At 59.8% G+C, this 21758-nt stretch carries 17 protein-coding genes; 12 read left to right on the top strand and 5 right to left on the bottom strand.

The genetic code is table 11. From position 1 onward, the window contains the following. Positions 1 to 35: 35 nt before the first annotated feature. Positions 36 to 596 (bottom strand): response regulator transcription factor, encoded by a 561-nt coding sequence (locus ACZ0AZ_RS13000; RefSeq protein WP_003221630.1) that lies wholly within the window; start codon positions 594 to 596, stop codon positions 36 to 38. Continuing rightward, entirely contained in the window at positions 593 to 1852 is a 1260-nt protein-coding gene (locus ACZ0AZ_RS12995) for an ATP-binding protein (RefSeq protein WP_129999945.1), read from the bottom strand. The genes ACZ0AZ_RS13000 and ACZ0AZ_RS12995 overlap by 4 nt, the downstream gene beginning before the upstream one ends. A 366-nt stretch (positions 1853 to 2218) precedes the next feature. Between ACZ0AZ_RS12995 and ACZ0AZ_RS12990 the strand changes: the two genes are divergently transcribed. Beyond that, the gene (locus ACZ0AZ_RS12990; RefSeq protein ID WP_463537511.1) at positions 2219 to 2935 is read left to right on the top strand and encodes an SIMPL domain-containing protein; all 717 of its coding nucleotides are present in this window, start codon (positions 2219 to 2221) and stop codon (positions 2933 to 2935) included. A 171-nt stretch (positions 2936 to 3106) separates the two neighbouring features. On the opposite strand, the gene ACZ0AZ_RS12985 is transcribed toward ACZ0AZ_RS12990, so the two are convergent. Then, positions 3107 to 3469 (bottom strand): DUF6124 family protein, encoded by a 363-nt coding sequence (locus tag ACZ0AZ_RS12985; RefSeq protein ID WP_129999947.1) that lies wholly within the window; start codon positions 3467 to 3469, stop codon positions 3107 to 3109. An 856-nt stretch (positions 3470 to 4325) separates the two neighbouring features. Between ACZ0AZ_RS12985 and ACZ0AZ_RS12980 the strand changes: the two genes are divergently transcribed. The 9 genes from ACZ0AZ_RS12980 (at position 4326) to ACZ0AZ_RS12940 (ending at position 16959) form a co-directional block, all read left to right on the top strand. Next, positions 4326 to 5927 carry an ABC transporter substrate-binding protein gene (locus tag ACZ0AZ_RS12980; RefSeq protein WP_463537510.1) on the top strand — a complete coding sequence of 534 codons (1602 nt, stop codon included), beginning with the start codon at positions 4326 to 4328 and terminating at the stop codon, positions 5925 to 5927. A 260-nt stretch (positions 5928 to 6187) separates the two neighbouring features. Next, complete coding sequence (locus ACZ0AZ_RS12975; protein ID WP_016771716.1) at positions 6188 to 7813, top strand: ABC transporter substrate-binding protein; 1626 nt, start codon at positions 6188 to 6190, stop codon at positions 7811 to 7813. Between the two features lie 300 nt (positions 7814 to 8113). Beyond that, positions 8114 to 9712, top strand: coding sequence for an ABC transporter substrate-binding protein (locus tag ACZ0AZ_RS12970; RefSeq protein ID WP_415763646.1), 1599 nt, complete (start codon positions 8114 to 8116; stop codon positions 9710 to 9712). A 177-nt stretch (positions 9713 to 9889) separates the two neighbouring features. Then, positions 9890 to 11305: an OprD family porin gene (locus ACZ0AZ_RS12965; protein WP_130000134.1), complete on the top strand. Its 1416-nt coding sequence runs from the start codon at positions 9890 to 9892 to the stop codon at positions 11303 to 11305. Positions 11306 to 11382: 77 nt separating this feature from the next. After that, the gene (locus ACZ0AZ_RS12960) at positions 11383 to 12978 is read left to right on the top strand and encodes an ABC transporter substrate-binding protein (RefSeq protein ID WP_463537509.1); all 1596 of its coding nucleotides are present in this window, start codon (positions 11383 to 11385) and stop codon (positions 12976 to 12978) included. A 73-nt stretch (positions 12979 to 13051) separates the two neighbouring features. Then, complete coding sequence (locus tag ACZ0AZ_RS12955; RefSeq protein WP_016771720.1) at positions 13052 to 14062, top strand: ABC transporter permease subunit; 1011 nt, start codon at positions 13052 to 13054, stop codon at positions 14060 to 14062. An 11-nt stretch (positions 14063 to 14073) separates the two neighbouring features. After that, positions 14074 to 15000, top strand: a complete 927-nt coding sequence (locus ACZ0AZ_RS12950; protein ID WP_016771721.1) for an ABC transporter permease subunit — start codon at positions 14074 to 14076, stop codon at positions 14998 to 15000. A gap of 10 nt (positions 15001 to 15010) precedes the next feature. Further along, positions 15011 to 15979 (top strand): ABC transporter ATP-binding protein, encoded by a 969-nt coding sequence (locus ACZ0AZ_RS12945; protein ID WP_016771722.1) that lies wholly within the window; start codon positions 15011 to 15013, stop codon positions 15977 to 15979. Beyond that, positions 15979 to 16959 carry a peptide ABC transporter ATP-binding protein gene (locus tag ACZ0AZ_RS12940; RefSeq protein ID WP_039759476.1) on the top strand — a complete coding sequence of 327 codons (981 nt, stop codon included), beginning with the start codon at positions 15979 to 15981 and terminating at the stop codon, positions 16957 to 16959. Before ACZ0AZ_RS12945 ends, ACZ0AZ_RS12940 begins: the two co-directional genes overlap by 1 nt. Positions 16960 to 17178: 219 nt before the next feature. On the opposite strand, the gene ACZ0AZ_RS12935 is transcribed toward ACZ0AZ_RS12940, so the two are convergent. After that, positions 17179 to 17442, bottom strand: a complete 264-nt coding sequence (locus ACZ0AZ_RS12935; protein WP_039759479.1) for a hypothetical protein — start codon at positions 17440 to 17442, stop codon at positions 17179 to 17181. A gap of 763 nt (positions 17443 to 18205) precedes the next feature. Continuing rightward, the gene (locus ACZ0AZ_RS12930; protein ID WP_039759481.1) at positions 18206 to 19789 is read right to left on the bottom strand and encodes a peptide chain release factor 3; all 1584 of its coding nucleotides are present in this window, start codon (positions 19787 to 19789) and stop codon (positions 18206 to 18208) included. 357 nt (positions 19790 to 20146) lie between these two features. Here ACZ0AZ_RS12930 and ACZ0AZ_RS12925 point away from each other — a divergent pair, with 357 nt between their 5' ends. Both ACZ0AZ_RS12925 and ACZ0AZ_RS12920 read left to right on the top strand, forming a co-directional pair. Continuing rightward, positions 20147 to 20836, top strand: a complete 690-nt coding sequence (locus ACZ0AZ_RS12925; protein WP_166554532.1) for an ABC transporter permease — start codon at positions 20147 to 20149, stop codon at positions 20834 to 20836. Between the two features lie 20 nt (positions 20837 to 20856). Next, on the top strand, positions 20857 to 21750 hold the full coding sequence (locus tag ACZ0AZ_RS12920; RefSeq protein ID WP_016771730.1) for a glycine betaine ABC transporter substrate-binding protein: 894 nt from the start codon (positions 20857 to 20859) through the stop codon (positions 21748 to 21750). The last annotated feature ends 8 nt before the right edge of the window (positions 21751 to 21758 follow it).

Genomic DNA, 21758 nt, shown 5'->3' with positions numbered 1-21758 from the left:
ATCGCGAGGGCTGGCGATAGTCGTTCAGCGCAGGTTCAGCGACGGACCGGACGCTTCTGCAGTTTGCGCTGCAGGGTGCGGCGGTGCATGCCCAGCGCGCGGGCCGTGGCGGAGATGTTGCCTTCGTGCTCGGTGAGCACGCGCTGGATGTGTTCCCACTGCAAACGATCAACCGACATCGGGTTCTCCGGCACCAGACTGTCGAGGTCGGCGTGCTCGGACAGCAGCGCGGCCAGCACGTCGTCGGCATCGGCAGGTTTGCACAGGTAGTTGCAGGCGCCACGCTTGATCGCCTCGACTGCCGTGGCAATGCTCGAATAACCGGTGAGGATCACCACGCGCATTTCCGGATCGAGTTCCAGCAGCTTGGGCAGCAACACCAGTCCGGAGTCGCCGTCCATTTTCAGGTCGAGCGCGGCGTAATCCGGCAGATCGGCCTGAGCGATGGTCAAGCCTTCTTCGGCGGAACCGGCGGTGCTGACGCGAAAGCCACGGCGGGCCATGGCACGCGCCATCACGCGGGTGAAGGTCGCGTCGTCATCGACCAGCAGCAAATGCGGCAGTTCTTCGCCTTCGACTTGGATTTCGTCACTCATGTTAGGTCTCCTCGGGCGCCGTGGGGCAGGCGCAGCTCGGTGAGCGTGCCGCCTTCCTCATGACTATAGAGTTTCACTGAGCCGCCGGCGCGTGTCACGCTGGCCTTGCTCAAAAACAGGCCCAGGCCGAAACCTTTGCCCTTGGTGGTAAAAAACGGTTTGCCGATCTGCTCGGCGATGGCCAGCGGCACACCGGCGCCGTGGTCGCGGATGCTGATGGTCAAAGTCTCTGCATCCCAATCGAGCGTGACCTGGAGATTTTCCGGGCAAGCGTCGGCGGCGTTGTTGAGCAGATTCAGCAAGGCCTGCGTCAGGTCCGGCGGCGGCGCCATGCGTGGCACTGCGCCTTGGCCGAGACGCTGGAAGCGATAACTGGCTTCCGGGCGCATCAGGTGCCAGCGGTTCAGCGCCTCGTCGAGCCAGTCGGTGACGTCCTGCATCTCGACCGCCAGACGCCGATTGGCCTCGGCGGCGCGGACCAGTTGCTGCAAGGTTTCCTTGCACAGTTTGACTTGATCCTGCAGCACTTTCAGATCGTCCTGCAACATCGGATCGGGATGGTCCTGCTGCATTTCCTTGAGCAGCACGCTCATGGTCGCCAGCGGCGTACCCAACTCATGCGCCGCACCCGCGGCCTGGGTCGCCACGGCAAGCAATTGCTGATCACGCAGCCCCTCTTCACGGCGGATTGCGCGCAATTCTTCCTGCCGCCGCAACTCTTCAGCCATGCGCGCGGCGAAGAAGGTAATCACCGCTGCAGCCAGCGCAAAGCTCAGCCACATGCCGTAGATCTGCAGATTCTCACGGGCGACCGGCAGCGTTTCCAGCGGATAGAAACGCGTCAGCATCACCGTGTACAGCGCCAGCGCAATGCCGGACAGAATCACCGAATAACGCCACGGCAACGTCACCGCCGCGATGGTCAGCGGCACCAGATAATAGGAAACGAAGGGATTGGTCGAACCGCCGGAGAAATACAGCAGCGCACTGTGAATCACCAGATCGCAGGCCAGTTGCAGCGCGTATTCAAGCTCGGTCACCGGCCACGATGTGCGCAGGCGCACGGCAGTGAATACGCAGAGCAGAATCGAACAGCCCAGGGTCATCGCCAATTGCACCCACGGCAACGGCAACAATTGCAGCCAGTAGGCCAGGCCCACGGACCCGGCCTGCGCGGCGAGCACCAGGGTGCGGATGAAAGTCAGCCGCCAGAGGTTCTGGCGAGTGGCGGAAGTCAGTTGTACGGGGGCGAGCATGAGCTCTCCTGATGAGCGCTCCAGGCGGATCGCACGGAGTATAACCAAGGCGCGGGGCTCAGAGGCGAAAGTGCGGCAAACGACCACAGGAGAGCAGCTGCAAGTTGCAAGCTTCAAGCGGCAAGCAAGATCAAAAGCAAGAGCAAGAGCTGCGGCGCTTTTGATGTAGCTTGCAGCTTGATGCTGAAGCTTGAAAGGAAGGCAGCTGCAAGTTGCAAGCTTCAAGCGGCAAGCGGCAAGCAAGATCAAAAGCGCCGCAGTTCTTGCTCTTGCCTTTACTTGCAGCTTGAAGCTTGCAACTTGCAGCTGCTTTATAGAGTCTGATGGTTCACGCAGCGCCCTCTGCGCCTCATTCAAGGAGCCTTCATGCACACATTTCGCCGCAGCGCCGCCCTCCTCGCCCTGACCGTCGGCAGCGTCGTCAGCCTCCCGGCGCTGGCCGCCGATGAGCTGCATTACAACCAGATTTCCCTGCGCGCCGAAGTCAGCCAGGAAGTCGCCCGCGACCAGATGATCGTGACGCTCTACACCGAAGAGCAGAACACCGACCCGGCCAAACTCGCCGCCGCGATCAGCACCACCATGAACAAGGCCACCGCCCAGGCTAAACAAGTCAAAGACATCACCCTGCGCACGGGCAGCCGCAACAGTTATCCGATCTACGACACCAAAGGCCAGAAGATCACCGGCTGGCGCGAACGTGCCGAACTGCGCCTGGAAAGCACCGACTTCGCCGCCCTGTCGAAACTCACCGGCGAGTTGCTGACCGAGCTGAAAATGGGCGGCATGGACTTCGCCATCGCCGACCCGACCCGCAAGGCCAGTGAAGACCAATTGCTCAAAGAAGCCGTCATCGCCTTCAAGACCCGCGCGCAACTGGCCACCGATGCGCTGGGCGGCAAGGGTTACAAAATCGTCAACCTGAACCTCAACAGCAACGGTTATCCACAGCCCTACCTGCGTGCGCCGATGATGATGAAAGCCGCGGCCATGGATTCCGCGCCAGTCACGCCGGAAGTTGAAGCAGGCACCAGCCAGGTCAGCATGACCGCGGATGGCTCGATTGAAGTGTTGATGCAGTGATTTGAGCCTGGCTGAATGAAAGGCCGGCAATCAGTGAATGGTTGCCGGTTTTTTTGTGCTTGGGATTTGCTGTGAATGAACCACCGTCTTCGCGAGCAAGCTCGCTCCCACAATTTGAAATGCGTTCCACCTGTGGGAGCGAGCCTGCTCGCGAAGAACGATAACGTGGTTTCAAGCGTGCGGATCAACCCGATCCAGCGCCCGATTCACCGCCAGCTCCGCCAGCATGATGATCTGCTGGATCGCCAGCGCGGTATTGCGCTGCGGCCGACCGAGCTGATCGGCGAAATCGCTGGCCAGCGTATTGGCTGAAGCGAGAGATTCACAGGCGTGAGCCAGCAGGCTTTCGGTGTCGATGTCGGGCCGGATCGAAAACATCGTGCTTGGTGGATGCGGTTTGCCGGGTGGCGGGCAGAGATAGAAATCGAGGGCACGCTTGATGGCTTCGCGGTTCTTCGCGAGATCGTCGGCACGCAGCGCGGCTTCGAGGGGGGTTGGGGTTTCTTCGGGTGGGTCGGGGACTGGTTTGCTCATGCGCTTCACCTATGAGGTTGAGCCATCTCGATGCCGTTTCTCACACGGCGAAGAGGTGGCAGCTTTGTGCGGGGTGAGAAAACCGGTCATAGGCACCCGGCCGGACATAAGCCCGCCCGCACAGAGCCGCCATAACGCACTTTGCAGGCAGCAGACTTGCTGGCGGCAATTATGCGGATCTGGGCACTGAATGACTATGAATGTCGGGTTCTCACACCCGATCGCTGAACAACCAGCGACGACCCAAGCCTAGAGAGCGGACGTCCGACGGACAACCTGAAAACCTTGTGGGAAGGTTCGGGTTATTGGGCATCGGAATTAAACAAACTCAAGCCCTCGGGTGCCTGGACGTGCCTCATCGCGAGCAGGCTCACTCCCACAGAAAAGCAAAATCAAGATCAAAAGATCGCAGCCTTCGGCAGCTCCTGCACGATGAGCGTTAGCTCGAGTATCGCTTTTGATCTTGATCCACCGGCGACGTCGGAAGGCTGAGTGGAGGGATTGATCCGGGCGTGGGAGCGCAGCGACCGTCTGGCGCAGCCAGACACAGCGGAAGGAGGTGCAGCGCAGCAAACCGGAGCCGCTGCGCCCGGATCAGTCCCGCAGCGAAGGAACCCGAGCCTGCGAGGGCCGAACGCAGGAGCTAGCGTTTTTTGCTTACTTTTTTTGGCGCTTGTAAAAAAGTAAGTCGCCGTCAGGCGAAACCGTCAGCCGCAGCACCCGAAGCAACGGAGATACCCCCAAACCAAGCCGCTATATACCGAGACAGACACCCCAACACAAAAAACGATATTTCCGAAGCCCTCCAAATCCCCGCTACCCTGAAAGCATAACCAGCAAATTCCCCGGGGACTCCATGCCAAGATCCACCCTCAAACCACTACTGATCACCCTCGCACTTACAGCCATCGCCCCGATCACACATGCCGCCACAACCCTGGTCTACTGCTCCGAAGCCAGCCCCGCCGGCTTCGACCCCAGCCAATACACCAGCGGCACCGACTTCGACGCCTCCGCCGAAACCGTCTTCAACCGGCTCACCCAATTCCAGCGCGGCGGCACCGACATCGAACCCGGCCTGGCGACAAAATGGGACATCTCCAGCGACGGCCTGCACTACACTTTCCACCTGCGCGAAGGCGTGAAGTTCCACACCACCGACTATTTCACCCCGAGCCGCGACTTCAACGCCGACGACGTCCTGTTTACCTTCCAGCGTCTGCTCGACCCGGAGAGCGCCTTCCGCAAGGCCTACCCCGCCGAATCCCCGTACTTCACCGACATGGGCCTGAACACCACGATCAAGTCGGTGGAAAAACTCGACGACCACACCGTGCGCTTCAACCTCAACAACGTCGACGCCGCCTTCGTGCAAAATCTCGCCATGAGCTTCGCCTCGGTGCAGTCAGCCGAATACGCCGCACAACTGTTGAAGGACGGCAAAGCCGCCGACCTCAACCAGAAACCGATCGGCACTGGCCCGTTTGTGTTCAAGCGCTATCAGAAGGATTCGCAGATCCGCTACGCGGCCAACAAGGCCTACTGGAAACCCGAAGACGTGAAAATCGATAACCTGATTTTCTCGATCACACCCGACGCCGCCGTGCGCCTGCAGAAGCTCAAGGCCGGCGAATGCCAGGTCAGCGGTTATCCACGCCCCGCCGATATCGAGGTCATGGAAACAGACCCGAACCTGCGCGTGCTGAAACAGGCCGGATTCAACCTTGGCTTCCTCGCCTACAACACCACCCACCCGCCGCTTGATCAGCTCAAGGTCCGTCAGGCGCTGGACATGGCCATCGACAAACCGGCAATCATCAAGGCGGTTTACCAAGGCGCCGGTCAGTTGGCACAGAACGCTTTGCCACCTGCGCAATGGTCGTTCGACCCGAACATCAAAGACGCGCCTTACGACCCGGTGAAAGCCAAGGCGCTACTCAAGGAAGCCGGGGTTGCACCCGGTACAACCATCAACCTTTGGGCGATGACAGTGCAGCGTGCGTCGAACCCGAATGCACGTATGTCGGCGCAAATGATCCAGCAGGATTGGGACAAGATCGGCATCAAGGCCAACATTGTCAGCTATGAATGGGGCGAGTACATCAAGCGCGCCAAGAATGGCGAACATGACGCGATGATCTACGGCTGGACCGGCGACAACGGCGACCCCGACAACTGGCTGGGCGTGCTGTACAGCTGCGCGGCAGTCAAAGGCAGCAACTATGCGAAATGGTGCGACCCGGCTTACGACAAACTGGTGCAGCAGGCCAAAGTGGCCACGGATAAAGCGCAACGGGTAAAACTGTATCAACAGGCGCAACTGATCCTTAAACAGCAGGTGCCGATCACCCCGATCGCCAACTCCACAGTGTTCCAGCCGTTGCGCAAGGAAGTCAGCGACTTCCGCATCAGCCCTTTCGGTCTGACCCCCTTCTATGGGGTGGGTATAAATAAGTAACACCCGGCCCCAAGGCGGCGCGCAGCAGGTGACTGCCGCACCGTTTTGGGGCTGCATTTGCACCTTAAAAACCACTCGCAAACGGTCAAATGCGTCAAAAGTTATATGGATGCGACATTAAGGTACGTTCGTGCCACGGTTTAACGCCGTCGACCGCTCTGGATCTTGCATTGGGTATGGGCCCTGCATAAGTATCCGCAGGCACGACTCACGAGGTCGTACCTCACAACTAAAAAATGACAACAAATCATGAGGCCAACATGCTTAAACACGCGGTCATTCCGTTTCTAGTCGGCGCAGGCTTGTTAGCCTCCGCACCTTTCGCCACCGCTGCGACTAACCTGGTGTTCTGCTCCGAAGGGAGCCCGGCCGGTTTTGATCCAGGCCAGTACACCACCGGAACCGACTTCGACGCCTCAGCCGAAACCATGTTCAACCGCCTGACCCAGTTCGAGCGCGGCGGCACCGCCGTGATTCCTGGCCTGGCGACCAAGTGGGACATTTCCGATGATGGCCTGACTTACACCTTCCACCTGCGTGAAGGCGTCAAGTTCCACACCACCCCGTATTTCAAGCCGACTCGTGAATTCAACGCCGACGATGTGCTGTTTACTTTCAACCGCATGATCAACAAGGACGACCCGTTCCGTAAGGCGTACCCGACCGAATTCCCGTACTTCACCGACATGGGGATGGACACCAACATCACCAAGATCGATAAAGTCGACGACCACACCGTCAAGTTCACCCTGAAAGAAGTCGACGCCGCGTTCATTCAGAACATGGCCATGAGCTTCGCGTCCGTGCAGTCCGCCGAATACGCGGCCCAACTGCTCAAGGATGGCAAAGCCGCCGACATCAACCAGAAGCCGATCGGCACCGGCCCGTTCGTGTTCAAAAGCTACCAGAAAGACTCGAACATCCGTTACACCGGCAACAAGGATTACTGGAAACCTGAAGACGTGAAGATCGACAACCTGATCTTCGCCATCACCACCGACCCGTCGGTGCGTATCCAGAAGCTGAAAAAGAACGAGTGCCAGGTCACCCTGTTCCCGCGTCCGGCGGATCTGAAAGCGCTGAAAGAAGACAAGTCGCTGAAGATGCCGGATCAGGCCGGCTTCAACCTGGGCTACATCGCCTACAACGTGATGGACAAGGTCAAGGGCAGCAACGAGGCCAACCCATTGGCTGACCTGCGCGTGCGGCAGGCGCTGGACATGGCTGTGAACAAGCCACAGATCATCGATTCGGTTTACCAGGGCGCGGGCCAACTGGCCGTCAACGCCATGCCGCCGACCCAGTGGTCCTACGACACCACCATCAAGGATGCCAAGTACGACCCTGAGAAAGCCAAACAGCTGCTCAAGGAAGCCGGCGTCAAGGAAGGTACCGAAATTGTCCTGTGGGCAATGCCGGTGCAGCGCCCGTACAACCCGAACGCCAAACTGATGGCTGAAATGCTCCAGTCCGACTGGGCCAAGATCGGCTTGAAAGTGAAGATCACCAGCTACGAATGGGGCGAGTACATCAAGCGCTCCAAAGGTGGCGAAAACCAGGCCATGATCATTGGCTGGAGCGGTGACAATGGTGATCCGGACAACTGGCTCAACGTTCTGTTTGGCTGCGACTCGCTGAGCGGCAACAACTTCTCCAAGTGGTGCGACAAGAAGTTCGACGGCCTGGTGAAAGAAGCCAAACGCACTACCGACCAGGGCAAGCGCACCGAGCTGTACAAACAGGCGCAACACGTCCTCAAAGATGCAGTTCCAATGACACCTATCGCTCACTCGACGGTGTATCAACCCATGCGCGCCAACGTGCAGGATTTCAAGATCAGCCCATTTGGCCTGAATTCCTTCTACGGCGTCAGCGTCAGCAAGTAAGACATCGCGACGGCGGCGTTTCTGACGTCGCCGTTGCTTTATCTACCGGGAAAAAAGGAAAAGGCCTACACCCAAATCCGCCGCAGATGATTGCTTCGGTATAGGCGCGTCGACTTTTCCTACGAGCATTAAGGCAATTACGTATTTACTGCCAGAGGCACGGTGCCTACCGTCGCGTACTGACCAGTGTCTGCGTGGGCCACCGGTTTTGCCGTACGTATTGGATTGAGCTCAATGCGACCAGAAAGTCCCGGGATAGGGACCCTGACGCATTGCACAACACTAAAAAGAGGGAGCGTCATGCGCCATACCTTGGTTTTTTCCGCTCTGTTGGGCGCCGGCCTGTTGGCCGCCACGTCTGCAAGCTACGCCGCCAGCGACAGCCTGGTGTTTTGCTCGGAAGGCAGCCCGGCGGGTTTCGATACCGCGCAGTACACGACGGCCACCGACAACGACGCCGCCGAGCCGCTGTACAACCGCCTGGTCGAGTTCGAAAAAGGCGCGACCAATGTCGTACCGGGCCTGGCGACCAAGTGGGACATTTCCGAAGATGGCCTGAAATACACCTTTCACCTGCGTGAAGGCGTGAAATTTCATACAACTCCTTACTTCAAGCCGAGCCGCGATTTCAACGCTGACGATGTCGTGTTCACGTTTAACCGCATGCTCGATGCGCAGCAGCCGTTTCGTAAGGCCTATCCCACCGAGTTTCCGTATTTCAACGGGATGAGCCTGAACAAGAACATCGCCAAGGTCGAGAAGACCGGGCCGCTGACCGTGGAGTTCACGCTCAACAGCGTCGATGCCGCGTTCATCCAGAACATCGCCATGAGCTTCGCTTCGATTCTGTCTGCCGAATACGCCGACAAGCTGCTGGCCGACGGCAAGCCGAGCGATATCAACCAGAAGCCGATCGGCACCGGGCCGTTCGTGTTCAAGAGCTACCAGAAAGACTCCAACATCCGCTACACCGGCAACCCGCAGTACTGGGATCCGAGCCGGGTCAAGCTGAAGAACCTGATTTTCGCGATCAACACCGATGCCTCGGTGCGCGTGCAGAAGCTCAAGGCTGGCGAATGCCAGATCACCCTGCACCCGCGTCCGGCCGATGTTGAAGCGCTGAAGGCCGACCCGAAGCTGCAACTGATTTCCAAGCCGGGGTTCAACCTCGGCTACATCGCCTACAACGTGCGCCACAAGCCCTTCGATCAACTGGAAGTGCGTCAGGCGCTGGACATGGCGGTGAATAAACAGGGCATTCTCAACGCTGTTTATCAAGGCGCCGGGCAACTGGCCGTCAACGCCATGCCACCGACCCAGTGGTCCTACGACGACACCATCAAGGACGCCGCCTACAACCCGGAAAAAGCCAAGGAACTGCTCAAGGCTGCCGGCGTAAAAGAAGGCACCGAGATCACCCTGTGGGCAATGCCGGTGCAGCGTCCATACAACCCGAACGCCAAACTGATGGCCGAAATGCTCCAGTCCGACTGGGCCAAGATCGGCCTGAAAGTGAAGATTGTCAGCTACGAATGGGGCGAGTACATCAAGCGCACCAAGAACGGCGAGCACGACGTCAGCCTGATCGGCTGGACCGGTGACAACGGGGACCCGGACAACTGGCTGGGCACGCTGTACAGCTGCGACGCGATCGGCGGCAACAACTACTCCATGTGGTGCGATCCGGCGTATGACAAGCTGATCAAACAGGCCAAGGTCGTCACCGACCGCGACCAGCGCACCGAGCTTTATAAACAGGCCCAGCAATTGCTTAAACAGCAAGTGCCGATCACGCCTGTCGCCCACTCGACGGTCAACCAGCCGTTAAGCACCCGCGTCGAAGGGTTCAAAGTCAGCCCGTTCGGCCGCAACGTGTTCTCGGGTGTCAGTATCGATTAAACCCACCGATTAGCCGCAATGCTGAGGGGAGCCGTCTACTCCCCTCACGCAAGCGCTTTGCCGAAATTCGCCAATCCGGCGTTTTGCAAACGTTTGCGATGTGTGAACGAGTTCTAAACCAAATAACCGGCATACCAAAAAAAGCCGGGATAAAAAGAAAGTAAAGGAGCTTCACCCATGAAACTGAGCAGCACCGCGATACTGGCCCTGGCCATCAGCAGCATCACCGCTACGGCTTATGCGGAAACCCAAAGCCAAGCGTTCACCCCGGTGACCGTCAACGAGAAGAGCGCCCAGGCCGAAGCCACTGGCTTCCTCGAAGGGCAATCGATCAGCGGTTCGACCCGTAACTGGTACGCCAACGAACAACTCAAGCGTGGCGGCAAGTTCGCGTATCGCAAGAACGGCCAGTCCACCGAAACCGATCGCCGGATCAACTGGGTCCAAGGCACGATCATCAAGTACAACTCGGGCTTTACCGAAGGTACCGTCGGCTTCAGCACCGAAGTGGCTGCTTACAACGCGATCGCCCTTGAGCGCGACCGCGAGAACCTTGCCGCCAACAACGGCGGCGCTCCGGGCACCCGCCCAGGCGCAGGCAACAACCGTACCCTGACCCGCGAAGGCGGTGACGCTGTCGGCCAGTGGAGCAAGCTGGGCCTGGCCAACGTCAAGGCGCGCATCTCCAACACCACTCTGACCGCCGGCCGCATGAACTTCAGCAGCCCGCAAGTCGATGTGATCGGCAACCGTCCGCTGCCATCGAGCTTCGAAGGCATCGCGATCCACAGCGAAGAGCTGAACAACCTGGCATTCGACGTCGCGACCTTCGACCGCGTTTCGCCACGTACCGAAGAAAGCCTGAGCAAGTTCCGCTCCGAATACGGTGACATCAACGCTGAAGCCGATCACGTCAACACCGCCGGTATTTCCTACCAGCCGTTCGCCAGCCTGACCACCAGCCTGTGGGGCACCCAGGCCGAAGACCTGTGGAACCAGTACTACTTCGGCGCCACCCACGTGTTGGGCGACAGCTCGGTGCTGAGCCTGACCACCGGCCTGAACTACTACAAGACCGTCGACGAAGGCAAAAAACTGCTCGGTGACATCGACAACGACACCTACTCGCTGTCGTTCGGCCTGACGCACCAGGCCCACACCGTGACCTTCTCCTATCAGGAAGTGAACGGTAACGAGTACTTCGACTACCTGCACGAAACCAACGGTATCTACCTGGCCAACTCCCTGCTCTCGGACTTCAACGGCCCGAACGAGAAATCCTTCCAGGTTTCCTATGGCATCAACATGGCCGAGTACGGTGTGCCAGGCCTGAAATTCAACATCTACCAGGCACGCGGCTGGGGCATCGACGGCACTCACTACAAGGGTGGCGGCTACGATGGCGTGCAGGCAATGGACGGCGAGCACCACTATGAATACGGCGTCGGTGCAACCTATGCAGTACAGAGCGGCCCGCTCAAGGCCACAACGATTCGCGGCACCTACACCGCGCACCGTGCCAGCGAAAACCAGGCTGACGGCAGCATCAACGAATTCCGTCTCGTAACCACCATCCCGTTCAACATTCTGTAAAAACGCCAACCGACGGCTGACTCATGATGAGTCGGCCGTTCGGTTTTCTGTCTTCAACCGATTGCAGAGGGTTATCGATGAAAATGCTTCCCCTACGTGCGGCCATCGCGGCTGCGTTGCTGAGTGTCGCTGTCGGCGCCTCGGCCAAACCCTTGGTGGTCTGCACCGAAGCCAGCCCGGAAGGCTTCGATATGGTCCAGTACACAACTGCAGTCACGGCGGACGCTGTGGCCGAAACCATCTTCAACCGCCTGGCCGATTTCAAACCCGGCACCACCGAGGTGATCCCGGCACTCGCCGAGTCCTGGGGCATCAGCGAAGACGGCCTGACCTACACCTTCCACCTGCGCAAAGGCGTCAAGTTCCACACCACCGAATACTTCAAGCCGACCCGCGACATGAACGCCGACGATGTGGTCTGGAGTTTCCAGCGTCAGCTGGACCCGAATCACCCGTGGCACAAACTGTCGAGCGTGGGCTTCCCGTACTTTGAAAGCATGGGCTTCAAGGAACTGCTCAAAAGCGTCGAGAAAGTCGACGACAACACGGTCAAGTTCACCCTGACCCGCCGCGAAGCGCCGTTCCTGGCCGACATCGCCATGGCCTTCTCGTCGATCTACCCGGCCGAATACGCCGACCAGTTGCTCAAGGCCAACAAGACCGGCGACCTGAACAACAAGCCGATCGGCACCGGCCCGTTCATCTTCCAGCGCTACGCCAAGGATGCGCAGGTGCGCTTCAAGGCCAACCCGGATTATTTCCGTGGCAAGCCGCCGGCCGACGCGTTGATTCTGGCCATCGCCACCGACAACAACGTGCGCCTGCAAAAGCTCAAGGCCAACGAGTGCCAGGTCGCGCTGTATCCGAAACCGGATGACATCCCGAGCATCAAGAAAGACAGCAACCTGAAAGTCGACGAGCTGGACGCGATGACCGTTTCGTACATCGCCATGAACACCCAGCACAAGTACATGAGCGATGTGCGCGTGCGCAAAGCCATCGACATCGCCTTCGACAAGGAGGCCTACGTCAACGCGCTGTTCGGCAAGGGCAACGCGTCGGTGGCGGTCAACCCGTACCCGCCGACTTTGCTCGGCTACAACCATGACTTGAAGAACCCGCCACGCGACCTCGATGCAGCGCGCAAGCTGCTCAAGGAAGCCGGGGTTCCGGAAGGCACCACGTTCACCCTGTTCACCCGCAACGGCGGCGGCCCGACCAACCCCAATCCGATGCTCGGCGCACAGATGATGCAGGCTGACCTGGCGAAAGTCGGGATCAAGATCGATATCCGCGTGATGGAATGGGGCGAGATGCTCAAGCGCGCCAAGGCCGGCGAGCACGACATGGTCTCGGCCGGATGGGCGGGCGACAACGGCGACCCGGATAACTTCCTGACGCCTATGCTCAGTTGCGAGGCCGCCAAGAACGGCGAAAACTACGCACGCTGGTGCAACGAGAAATTCCAGGCACTGCTGGATGAAGCGCGGGCTAAAGTAGATCCGGCTGAACGCGCCGCGCTCTACGAACAGGCCCAAGTGCTGTTTAATCAGGACCAGCCATGGATCAGCATGGCCCATACTCGGATGTTCACTGCAATGCGCAACAATGTAGAGGGCTACCACATCAGCCCTCTCACCACTAATAACTTCGCCACCACCCAGGTGAAGTAGATAAGAAACGCCCGGCGTCCCTGACCTGAGGGACGCCGGACACGCCTAACCGGCTGATGAGGTACCACACAAGATGTTTAGTTTTATTGCCCGCCGACTGGGGTTGTTGATCCCCACGTTTTTCGGCATCACCTTGCTGACTTTCGCGTTGATTCGCATGATTCCGGGCGACCCCGTGGAAGTGATGATGGGCGAACGTCGGGTCGACCCCGAAATGCACGCTCAGGCAATGGAACGCCTGGGGCTGAACAAGCCGCTGTATGCCCAGTATCTGGACTACATCGGCAAACTGGCCCAGGGCGATCTCGGTGAGTCGTTGCGTACCCGTGAAAGCGTGTGGACCGAGTTCACCTCTCTTTTCCCGGCGACCCTGGAACTGTCCATGGCCGCCCTGCTGTTCGCTGGCATCCTCGGGCTTCTGGCCGGGGTGATCGCGGCACTCAAACGAGGATCGCTGTTCGACCACGGGGTGATGGGCATCTCCCTCGCGGGCTACTCGATGCCGATCTTCTGGTGGGGCCTGATTCTGATCATGTTCTTCTCGGTGAGCCTGGGCTGGACTCCGGTGTCCGGGCGCATCGACCTGCTGTATGACATCGAGCCGAAAACCGGCTTCATGCTGATCGACACGCTGCTGGCCGATGACGTCGGCGCGTTCTTCGACGCCCTGCATCACCTGATCCTGCCGGCCATCGTGCTAGGCACCATTCCGCTGGCGGTGATTGCGCGGATGACCCGTTCGTCGATGCTCGAAGTGCTGCGCGAAGACTACATCCGCACCGCCAAGGCCAAAGGCCTGTCGCCGTCGCGCGTGGTCTTCGTGCACGGTCTGCGCAATGCGCTGATTCCGGTGCTGACCGTGGTCGGCCTGCAAGTCGGCACGCTGCTGGCCGGTGCGGTCCTGACCGAAACCATCTTTTCCTGGCCCGGCATCGGTAAATGGCTGATCGAAGCCATCGGCGCCCGGGACTATCCGGTGGTGCAAAACGGCATCCTGTTAATCGCCTGCCTGGTGATTCTGGTCAACTTCGTGGTGGACATCCTCTACGGCTTTGCCAACCCACGCATCCGTCATCAGCGCTGAGGTCAATACCCATGAGCACTCCAACATCCTCAGTAGCCACCGCCACGTCCGCCGTGGATCAAAGCCTGCTGTACCCGTCGCCGTACAAAGAATTCTGGCAAGCGTTCTCGAAGAACAAGGGCGCCGTTGCCGGCCTGCTGTTCATGCTGCTGATCATCTTCTGCGCGATCTTCGCGCCGTGGGTCGCGCCGCATAACCCAAGCGAGCAATACCGTGACTTCCTGCTGACGCCACCGGCGTGGCTCGAAGGCGGGCAGATGCAGTTCCTGCTCGGCACCGATGAACTCGGCCGAGACCTGCTCTCGCGTCTGATCCAGGGTTCGCGTCTGTCGCTGCTGATCGGCTTGTCGTCGGTGGTCATGTCGCTGATTCCGGGGATCCTGCTGGGTCTGTTCGCCGGTTTCTTCCCGAAAGTGGTCGGCCCGACCATCATGCGCCTGATGGACATCATGCTGGCCCTGCCGTCGCTGCTGCTGGCCGTGGCGATCGTCGCCATCCTCGGCCCTGGCCTGATCAACACCGTGATCGCCATCGCTGTGGTTTCCCTGCCGTCCTACGTGCGTCTGACCCGTGCTGCCGTAATGGGCGAACTGAACCGCGACTACGTCACCGCCGCGCGCCTGGCCGGAGCCGGTCTGCCGCGCCTGATGTTCATCACCGTGCTGCCCAACTGCATGGCGCCGCTGATCGTGCAGGCGACCCTGAGCTTTTCTTCGGCGATTCTCGATGCCGCCGCACTGGGCTTCCTCGGCCTCGGCGTACAACCGCCAACCCCAGAGTGGGGCACCATGCTGGCCTCGGCCCGCGACTACATCGAACGCGCCTGGTGGGTGGTAAGTCTGCCCGGCCTGACCATTTTGCTCAGCGTGCTGGCAATCAACTTGATGGGCGACGGCCTGCGCGATGCGCTGGACCCGAAACTCAAGAACGCCGCCTGAGGAGATTCACATGTCACTGTTGGAAATCAAGAATCTCAACGTCCGCTTCGGCGACAAGACCGCGACCCCGGTGGTCGACGGCCTCGACCTCAAGGTCGACAAAGGCGAAGTGCTGGCCATCGTTGGCGAATCGGGTTCGGGTAAATCCGTGACCATGATGGCGCTGATGGGCCTGATCGAGCATCCCGGCATCGTCACCGCTGACTCGCTCAGCTTCGACGGCAAGGACATGCTCAAACTGAGCAACCGTCAACGTCGGCAGATCGTCGGCAAAGACCTGTCAATGGTCTTCCAGGACCCGATGACCGCACTGAACCCGAGTTACACCGTCGGTTTCCAGATTGAGGAAGTGCTGCGCCTGCACCTGAAAATGTCCGGCAAGCAAGCGCGCAAGCGTGCCATCGAACTGCTGGAAAAAGTGGAAATTCCGGGCGCCGCCAGCCGCATGGACGCCTATCCGCATCAACTGTCTGGCGGTATGAGCCAGCGTGTCGCGATCGCCATGGCGATTGCCGGCGAGCCGAAACTGCTGATCGCCGACGAACCGACCACCGCGCTGGACGTGACGATTCAGGCGCAGATCATGGATCTGCTGCTGGCGTTGCAGAAAGAACAGAACATGGGCCTGGTGCTGATCACCCACGACCTGGCGGTCGTCGCGGAAACCGCCCAGCGCGTCTGCGTGATGTACGCAGGTCAGGCCGTTGAAGTCGGTCAGGTGCCGCAACTGTTCGACATCCCGGCGCACCCGTACAGCGAAGCACTGCTCAAGGCGATTCCCGAACACAGCCTCGGCGCCTCGCGTCTGTCGACCTTGCCGGGCATCGTCCCGGGCCGTTACGACCGACCGCAGGGTTGCCTGCTGTCGCCGCGCTGCCCGTATGTGCAGGACAACTGCCGCACCCAGCGTCCAGGCCTTGATCCAAAAGCCAACAGCCTCGCCCGCTGCTTCTACCCGCTGAACCAGGAGGTGGCGTAATGGCCGTCGTACTCACCGCCCGCGACCTGACCCGTCACTACGAAGTCTCCCGTGGCCTGTTCAAGGGCCACGCCACCGTGCGCGCGCTCAACGGCGTGTCGTTCGAACTGGAAGCCGGCAAGACCCTCGCCGTAGTAGGTGAATCGGGTTGCGGCAAATCCACCCTCGCCCGCGCTTTGACACTGATCGAAGAACCGTCGTCGGGCTCGCTGCAGATCGCCGGCCAGGAAGTCGCCGGCGCCGACAAGGCCGAGCGCAAGCAACTGCGCAAAGACGTGCAGATGGTCTTTCAGAGCCCATATGCGTCGTTGAACCCACGGCAGAAAATCGGTGATCAACTGGCCGAGCCGCTGCTGATCAACACCAAGCTGTCGGCCAGCGAACGTCGCGAGAAAGTCCAGGCGATGATGAAGCAGGTCGGCTTGCGTCCCGAGCATTACCAGCGCTATCCGCACATGTTCTCCGGTGGTCAGCGCCAGCGTATCGCGCTTGCCCGAGCAATGATGCTGCAACCGAAAGTGCTGGTCGCGGACGAACCGACTTCGGCGCTGGACGTGTCGATTCAAGCCCAGGTGCTCAACCTGTTCATGGACCTGCAGCAGGAGTTCAACACCGCCTACGTGTTCATCTCGCACAACCTCGCGGTGGTGCAGCACGTAGCCGATGACGTGATGGTGATGTATCTCGGTCGCCCGGTGGAACTGGGCCCGAAGAACGACATCTACGAGCGCCCGCTGCACCCGTACACCCAGGCGCTGCTGTCAGCGACCCCGACCATTCACCCGGACCCGAACAAGCCGAAAATCAAGATCGTCGGCGAACTGCCCAACCCGCTGAACCCGCCATCGGGCTGCGCCTTCCACAAGCGCTGCCCGTACGCGACCGAGCGTTGCACCACGGAAGAGCCGCTGTTGCGTGAACTGGATAACCGGCAGGTGGCTTGTCACTACGCCGAGCAGTTTCTCGACGGCGCGGCGTAAGCAGATCCGGAGGCCAACACAAAACCCCATGTGGGAGCGAGCCTGCTCGCGAAGGCGTCATCTCGGTCAACATCATCGGTGACTGATTAACCGCTTTCGCGAGCAGGCTCGCTCCCACAGGGAGTTCGTGTTGATTCAAGAATTAATGCGTTAACAAAACCCCTTCCACCTCGATTGCGCATCAGTCGAGGCAGAAGGGGTTTTTCTTTGCCCGGCGATCTACGTCTGGCTGTCGCCTTCGTCATCCGGATCATCGCTGTCCGGCTCGTCAGTGGTCGAGTCGTCATCATCGGCGCTGCCGCCCTGATTCATATCCCCGGGCTCCGACTCGGACTTGGCGAGCATCAGCCCGCTATGCCCGACCTGGCCGTTGAACGCCTGCGAATCGTGATCCTCACACTCGGCCCACGCCGTTGCGGTACCGAGGGACAGCATCACCATCACTTTCAACAACATCAAAATCCGTAGCAATCTGCTTTTCATGGCCGACTCCATCCTGTTGCGCTAAGACATGCTTGCCGGACTGGCTCGATGTGAATCTAGTTGCGATCCGCCCGGCTCACCACATAGGACGCGGCGGTGCGGGCAGAAATGCCATCGGTGGACAGATTGGTTTCGAATAACAGCAATAACCGAAACGGCTAAGCCCCACACGTGGCCTGAATAGGTTTCAAAGGGCGTATAGCTTTCACTCAGCACTCACTCGCCTAAATGGATTCGCATGCAGTCTGCTAGATGTCGGCCGGCTGTCAGGCGGCCTTCGCGAGCAGGCTCGCTCCCACAGAAAAGCTAAATCAAAAGATCGCAGCCTTCGGCAGTTCCTACACACGATGAGCGCAAGCTCGAGTACCGCTTTTGATCTTGATCCACCGGCGACGTCGGAAGGCTGAGTGGAGGGATTGATCCGGGCGTGGGAGCGCAGCGACCGTCTGGCGCAGCCAGACACAGCGGAAGGAGGTGCAGCGAAGCAAACCGTAGCCGCTGCGCCCGGATCAGTCCCGCAGCGAAGGAACCCGAGCCTGCGAGGGCCGAACGTAGGAGCAAGCCTTTTGGTTCCTTTTTGGCGTCTGAAAAAGGGACTCGCCGTAAGGGCGAAACCGCCAGCTGCAGCACAGCAAAAAACGGATATTCACCCAAATCAACCAACGCCTGGTCGGCCCAAAGGCCGCCAAGACCAAAACCGGCAGCCCATAAAAAAGCCCCCAAGGTCTACACCTCAAGGGCTTTCAGAACAACAACTCAAAACTTAGTGATGCTCCCGCGTCGCGCGGAATTTCACGTCCGGCCAGCGCTCTTCCATCAACGCCAGATTCACCCGCGTCGGCGCCAGATAGGTCAGATGCCCACCGCCGTCCAACGCCAGGTTCTCTACCGCCTTGTTGGAAAATTCCTCAAGCTTCTTCTTGTCGTCGCACTCGATCCAGCGCGCGGAATACACCGTGATCGGCTCATACGAGCACTCAACCTTGTATTCCTCTTTCAACCGGCTGGCGACCACATCGAACTGCAGCACACCGACGGCGCCTAGAATGATGTCGTTGCTGCGCTCGGGGAAGAACACCTGCGTCGCGCCCTCTTCCGCCAACTGCTGCAGGCCCTGACGCAACTGCTTGGACTTCAGCGGATCACGCAGACGCACGCGACGGAACAGTTCCGGGGCGAAGTGCGGAATACCGGTGAAACCGAGGACTTCGCCTTCGCTGAAGGTGTCGCCGATCTGGATCGTGCCGTGGTTGTGCAGGCCGATAATGTCGCCGGCGTAGGCTTCTTCCAGTTGTTCACGCTCGGAGGAGAAGAACGTCAGGGCGTCGCCGATGCGCACGTCCTTGCCGGTACGCACGTGGCGCATCTTCATGCCTTTTTCGTACTTGCCGGAACAGATGCGCATGAAGGCGATGCGGTCGCGGTGTTTCGGGTCCATGTTCGCCTGGATCTTGAAGATGAAGCCCGAGAACTTCTCTTCCACCGGCTCGACGGTGCGCTCGTTGGCCACCCGGGCCAATGGGCGCGGCGCCCAATCGACGACAGCATCGAGCACGTGGTCGACACCGAAGTTGCCCAGTGCGGTACCAAAGAACACCGGGGTCAGTTGACCGTCGAGGAATTCCTGCTGGTTGAATTCGTGGCAGGCGCCCTGTACCAGTTCCAGCTGCTCGATGAAACGATCGTACTCGTCGCCCAAGTGCGCGCGCGCCTCGTCGGAGTCGAGTTTCTCGATGATCTTGGTTTCGGTGCGCTCGTGACCGTGACCGGCGGTGTAGACGATGATGTAGTCGTCGGCCAGGTGATACACGCCCTTGAAGTCGCGGTAGCAACCGATCGGCCAGGTGATCGGCGCAGCCTTGATCTTCAGGACCGCTTCGATCTCGTCGAGCAGTTCGATCGGGTCGCGGATGTCACGGTCGAGTTTGTTGATGAAGCTGACGATCGGCGTGTCACGCAGACGGCAGACGTCCATCAGCGCAATGGTCCGTGGCTCTACACCCTTACCGCCGTCGAGCACCATCAGCGCCGAGTCCACCGCCGTCAGGGTGCGGTAGGTATCTTCGGAGAAGTCTTCGTGGCCCGGAGTGTCGAGCAGGTTGATCATGTGTTCGCGATAGGGGAACTGCATGACCGACGTGGTAATGGAAATACCCCGCTGCTTCTCCATCTCCATCCAGTCGGAAGTGGCATGGCGATCAGATTTACGGGATTTCACCGTACCGGCCACTGCAATCGCCTTGCCCATCAACAGGAGCTTTTCGGTGATCGTGGTTTTACCGGCATCGGGGTGGGAAATAATGGCGAAAGTGCGGCGTTTCGCGACTTCGGCGGCCTGTTGGGTCATGGGAAATCGCCTGGCGGTGATTCAAAAAAGGGCCGCGATTATAGCCCAACTCAGGACAATAACCGAACCGTTGAGCACATTAAGGGTGGCCAAATGCTGCCTCAGATGGGAACCTTTTAAAGCATGGAGACGTCCATCCCCTGTTACGAATCTTCGTCAGGGGCTGAAAAATCAGCAAGTTAGCCTGACGAGGCTGCGCTCATGGCTCGCTTTCGCACCGCTTGGCCGGTGCTGGAAAACGGCTACTTTTCGCGAACGCTGACTCCGGCAGCCAGGAATGGCTTGCCACGCGGAGCAGCGCTCGCCGACTACAAAAAAAGGAGTCCGCCTGTGGCTATCCGCTATGGCAAAGGGCTGATGGGAGGTGCGGTGGTGATCGCGCTCCTGGCCCTGCTGGTCCACTGGATCGGCATCAACACGATCGAACACTACCGCGACGATTTGTTGTTTTACCTGCAAGCTCATCTGATTCTCGTCCTCGCTTCCATGCTGGCCGCCCTTGTCGTGGGCATCCCCGCCGGTATCTTCCTCAGCCGCCCGAGTATGGTCGGCCGCGCCGAACGCTTCATGCAGATCTTCAATATCGGCAACACCGTGCCACCGCTGGCCGTGCTTGCGATTGCGCTGGGCATCCTCGGCATCGGCAGCGGCCCGGCGATCTTCGCGCTGTTCCTCGCCTCGCTGTTGCCGATCGTGCGCAACACCTATGAAGGCCTGAAAAATGTCCAGGGCTCGCTGAAGGAAGCCGCTGTCGGCATCGGCATGACCCCGCGCCAGGTGCTGTGGAAAGTCGAATTGCCCAATGCCGTGCCGATCATCGTCGGTGGCGTACGTGTCGCGCTGGCAATCAACGTCGGCACCGCGCCGCTGGCCTTCCTGATCGGCGCCAACAGCCTCGGCAGCCTGATCTTCCCCGGCATCGCCCTGAACAATCAGCCGCAACTGCTGCTCGGCGCTGCGTGCACCGCGCTGTTGGCGCTGCTGCTCGATGGCGTGGTCACCCTCGCCAGCCGTCTCTGGCTGGAACGCGGTCTGCGCCCGTCTTAAGGCTTTGCGAAGGAATATTTATGAAACGACTTAGCTTGATCTTAGGCTGCGTCCTGCTGTTCGCAGGAATCGCGCAAGCCGCTGAAAAACCGGTCATCCGCCTCGGCGCGCGGGTCTTCACAGAGCAGACCCTGCTCGCCGAAATCACCGCGCAATACCTGCGCAGCAAAGGCTACGACGCACAGATCACCGGCGGCCTGGGCAGCAACCTCGCGCGCAGTGCCCACGAAAGCGGCCAGTTGGACCTGCTCTGGGAATACACCGGCGTGTCGCTGGTGGCCTATAACCATGTCACCGAGAAACTCGACAGCGCGCAGTCCTACGCCCGGGTCAAAGAACTCGACGCGAAAAAAGGCCTGGTCTGGCTGACGCCGTCAAAATTCAGCAACACCTATGCCCTTGCCCTGCCGAAAAAAGTCGCCGAGCAATACCCGCAGATCGGCAACATCAGCCAGCTCAACGAAGTGCTGCGCGCCGAGGCCAAGACCAACCATCTGGTGGCTTTGGACACCGAGTTCGCCAACCGCTCCGACGGCCTCGACGGCATGGTCAAGCTCTACGACATGAACCTGACCCGCAAGAACATCCGGCAGATGGACGCCGGCCTGGTTTACACCGCACTGCGCAACGGCCAGGTGTTTGCCGGTCTGGTCTACACCACCGACGGCCGCCTCAACGCCTTCGGCCTGAAATTGCTGGAAGACGACAAGCATTACTTCCCCGACTACACCGCCGCTCCCGTGGTGCGCCAGGCCACGCTGGACGCCAACCCGAAACTGGCCGAACAACTCAAGCCGCTGGCCGAACTGTTCGACGACGAAACCATGCGCCAGCTCAACGCGCGGGTCGACGTCGACCACGAGAGCCCATCGTCCGTTGCCGCCGATTTCCTGCGCCAGCATCCATTGAATTAAGAGAGGAG

The sequence above is a fragment of the Pseudomonas sp. AC239 genome, assembly GCF_979258545.1.
This window is presented reverse-complemented; position numbering and strand designations above follow the sequence as displayed.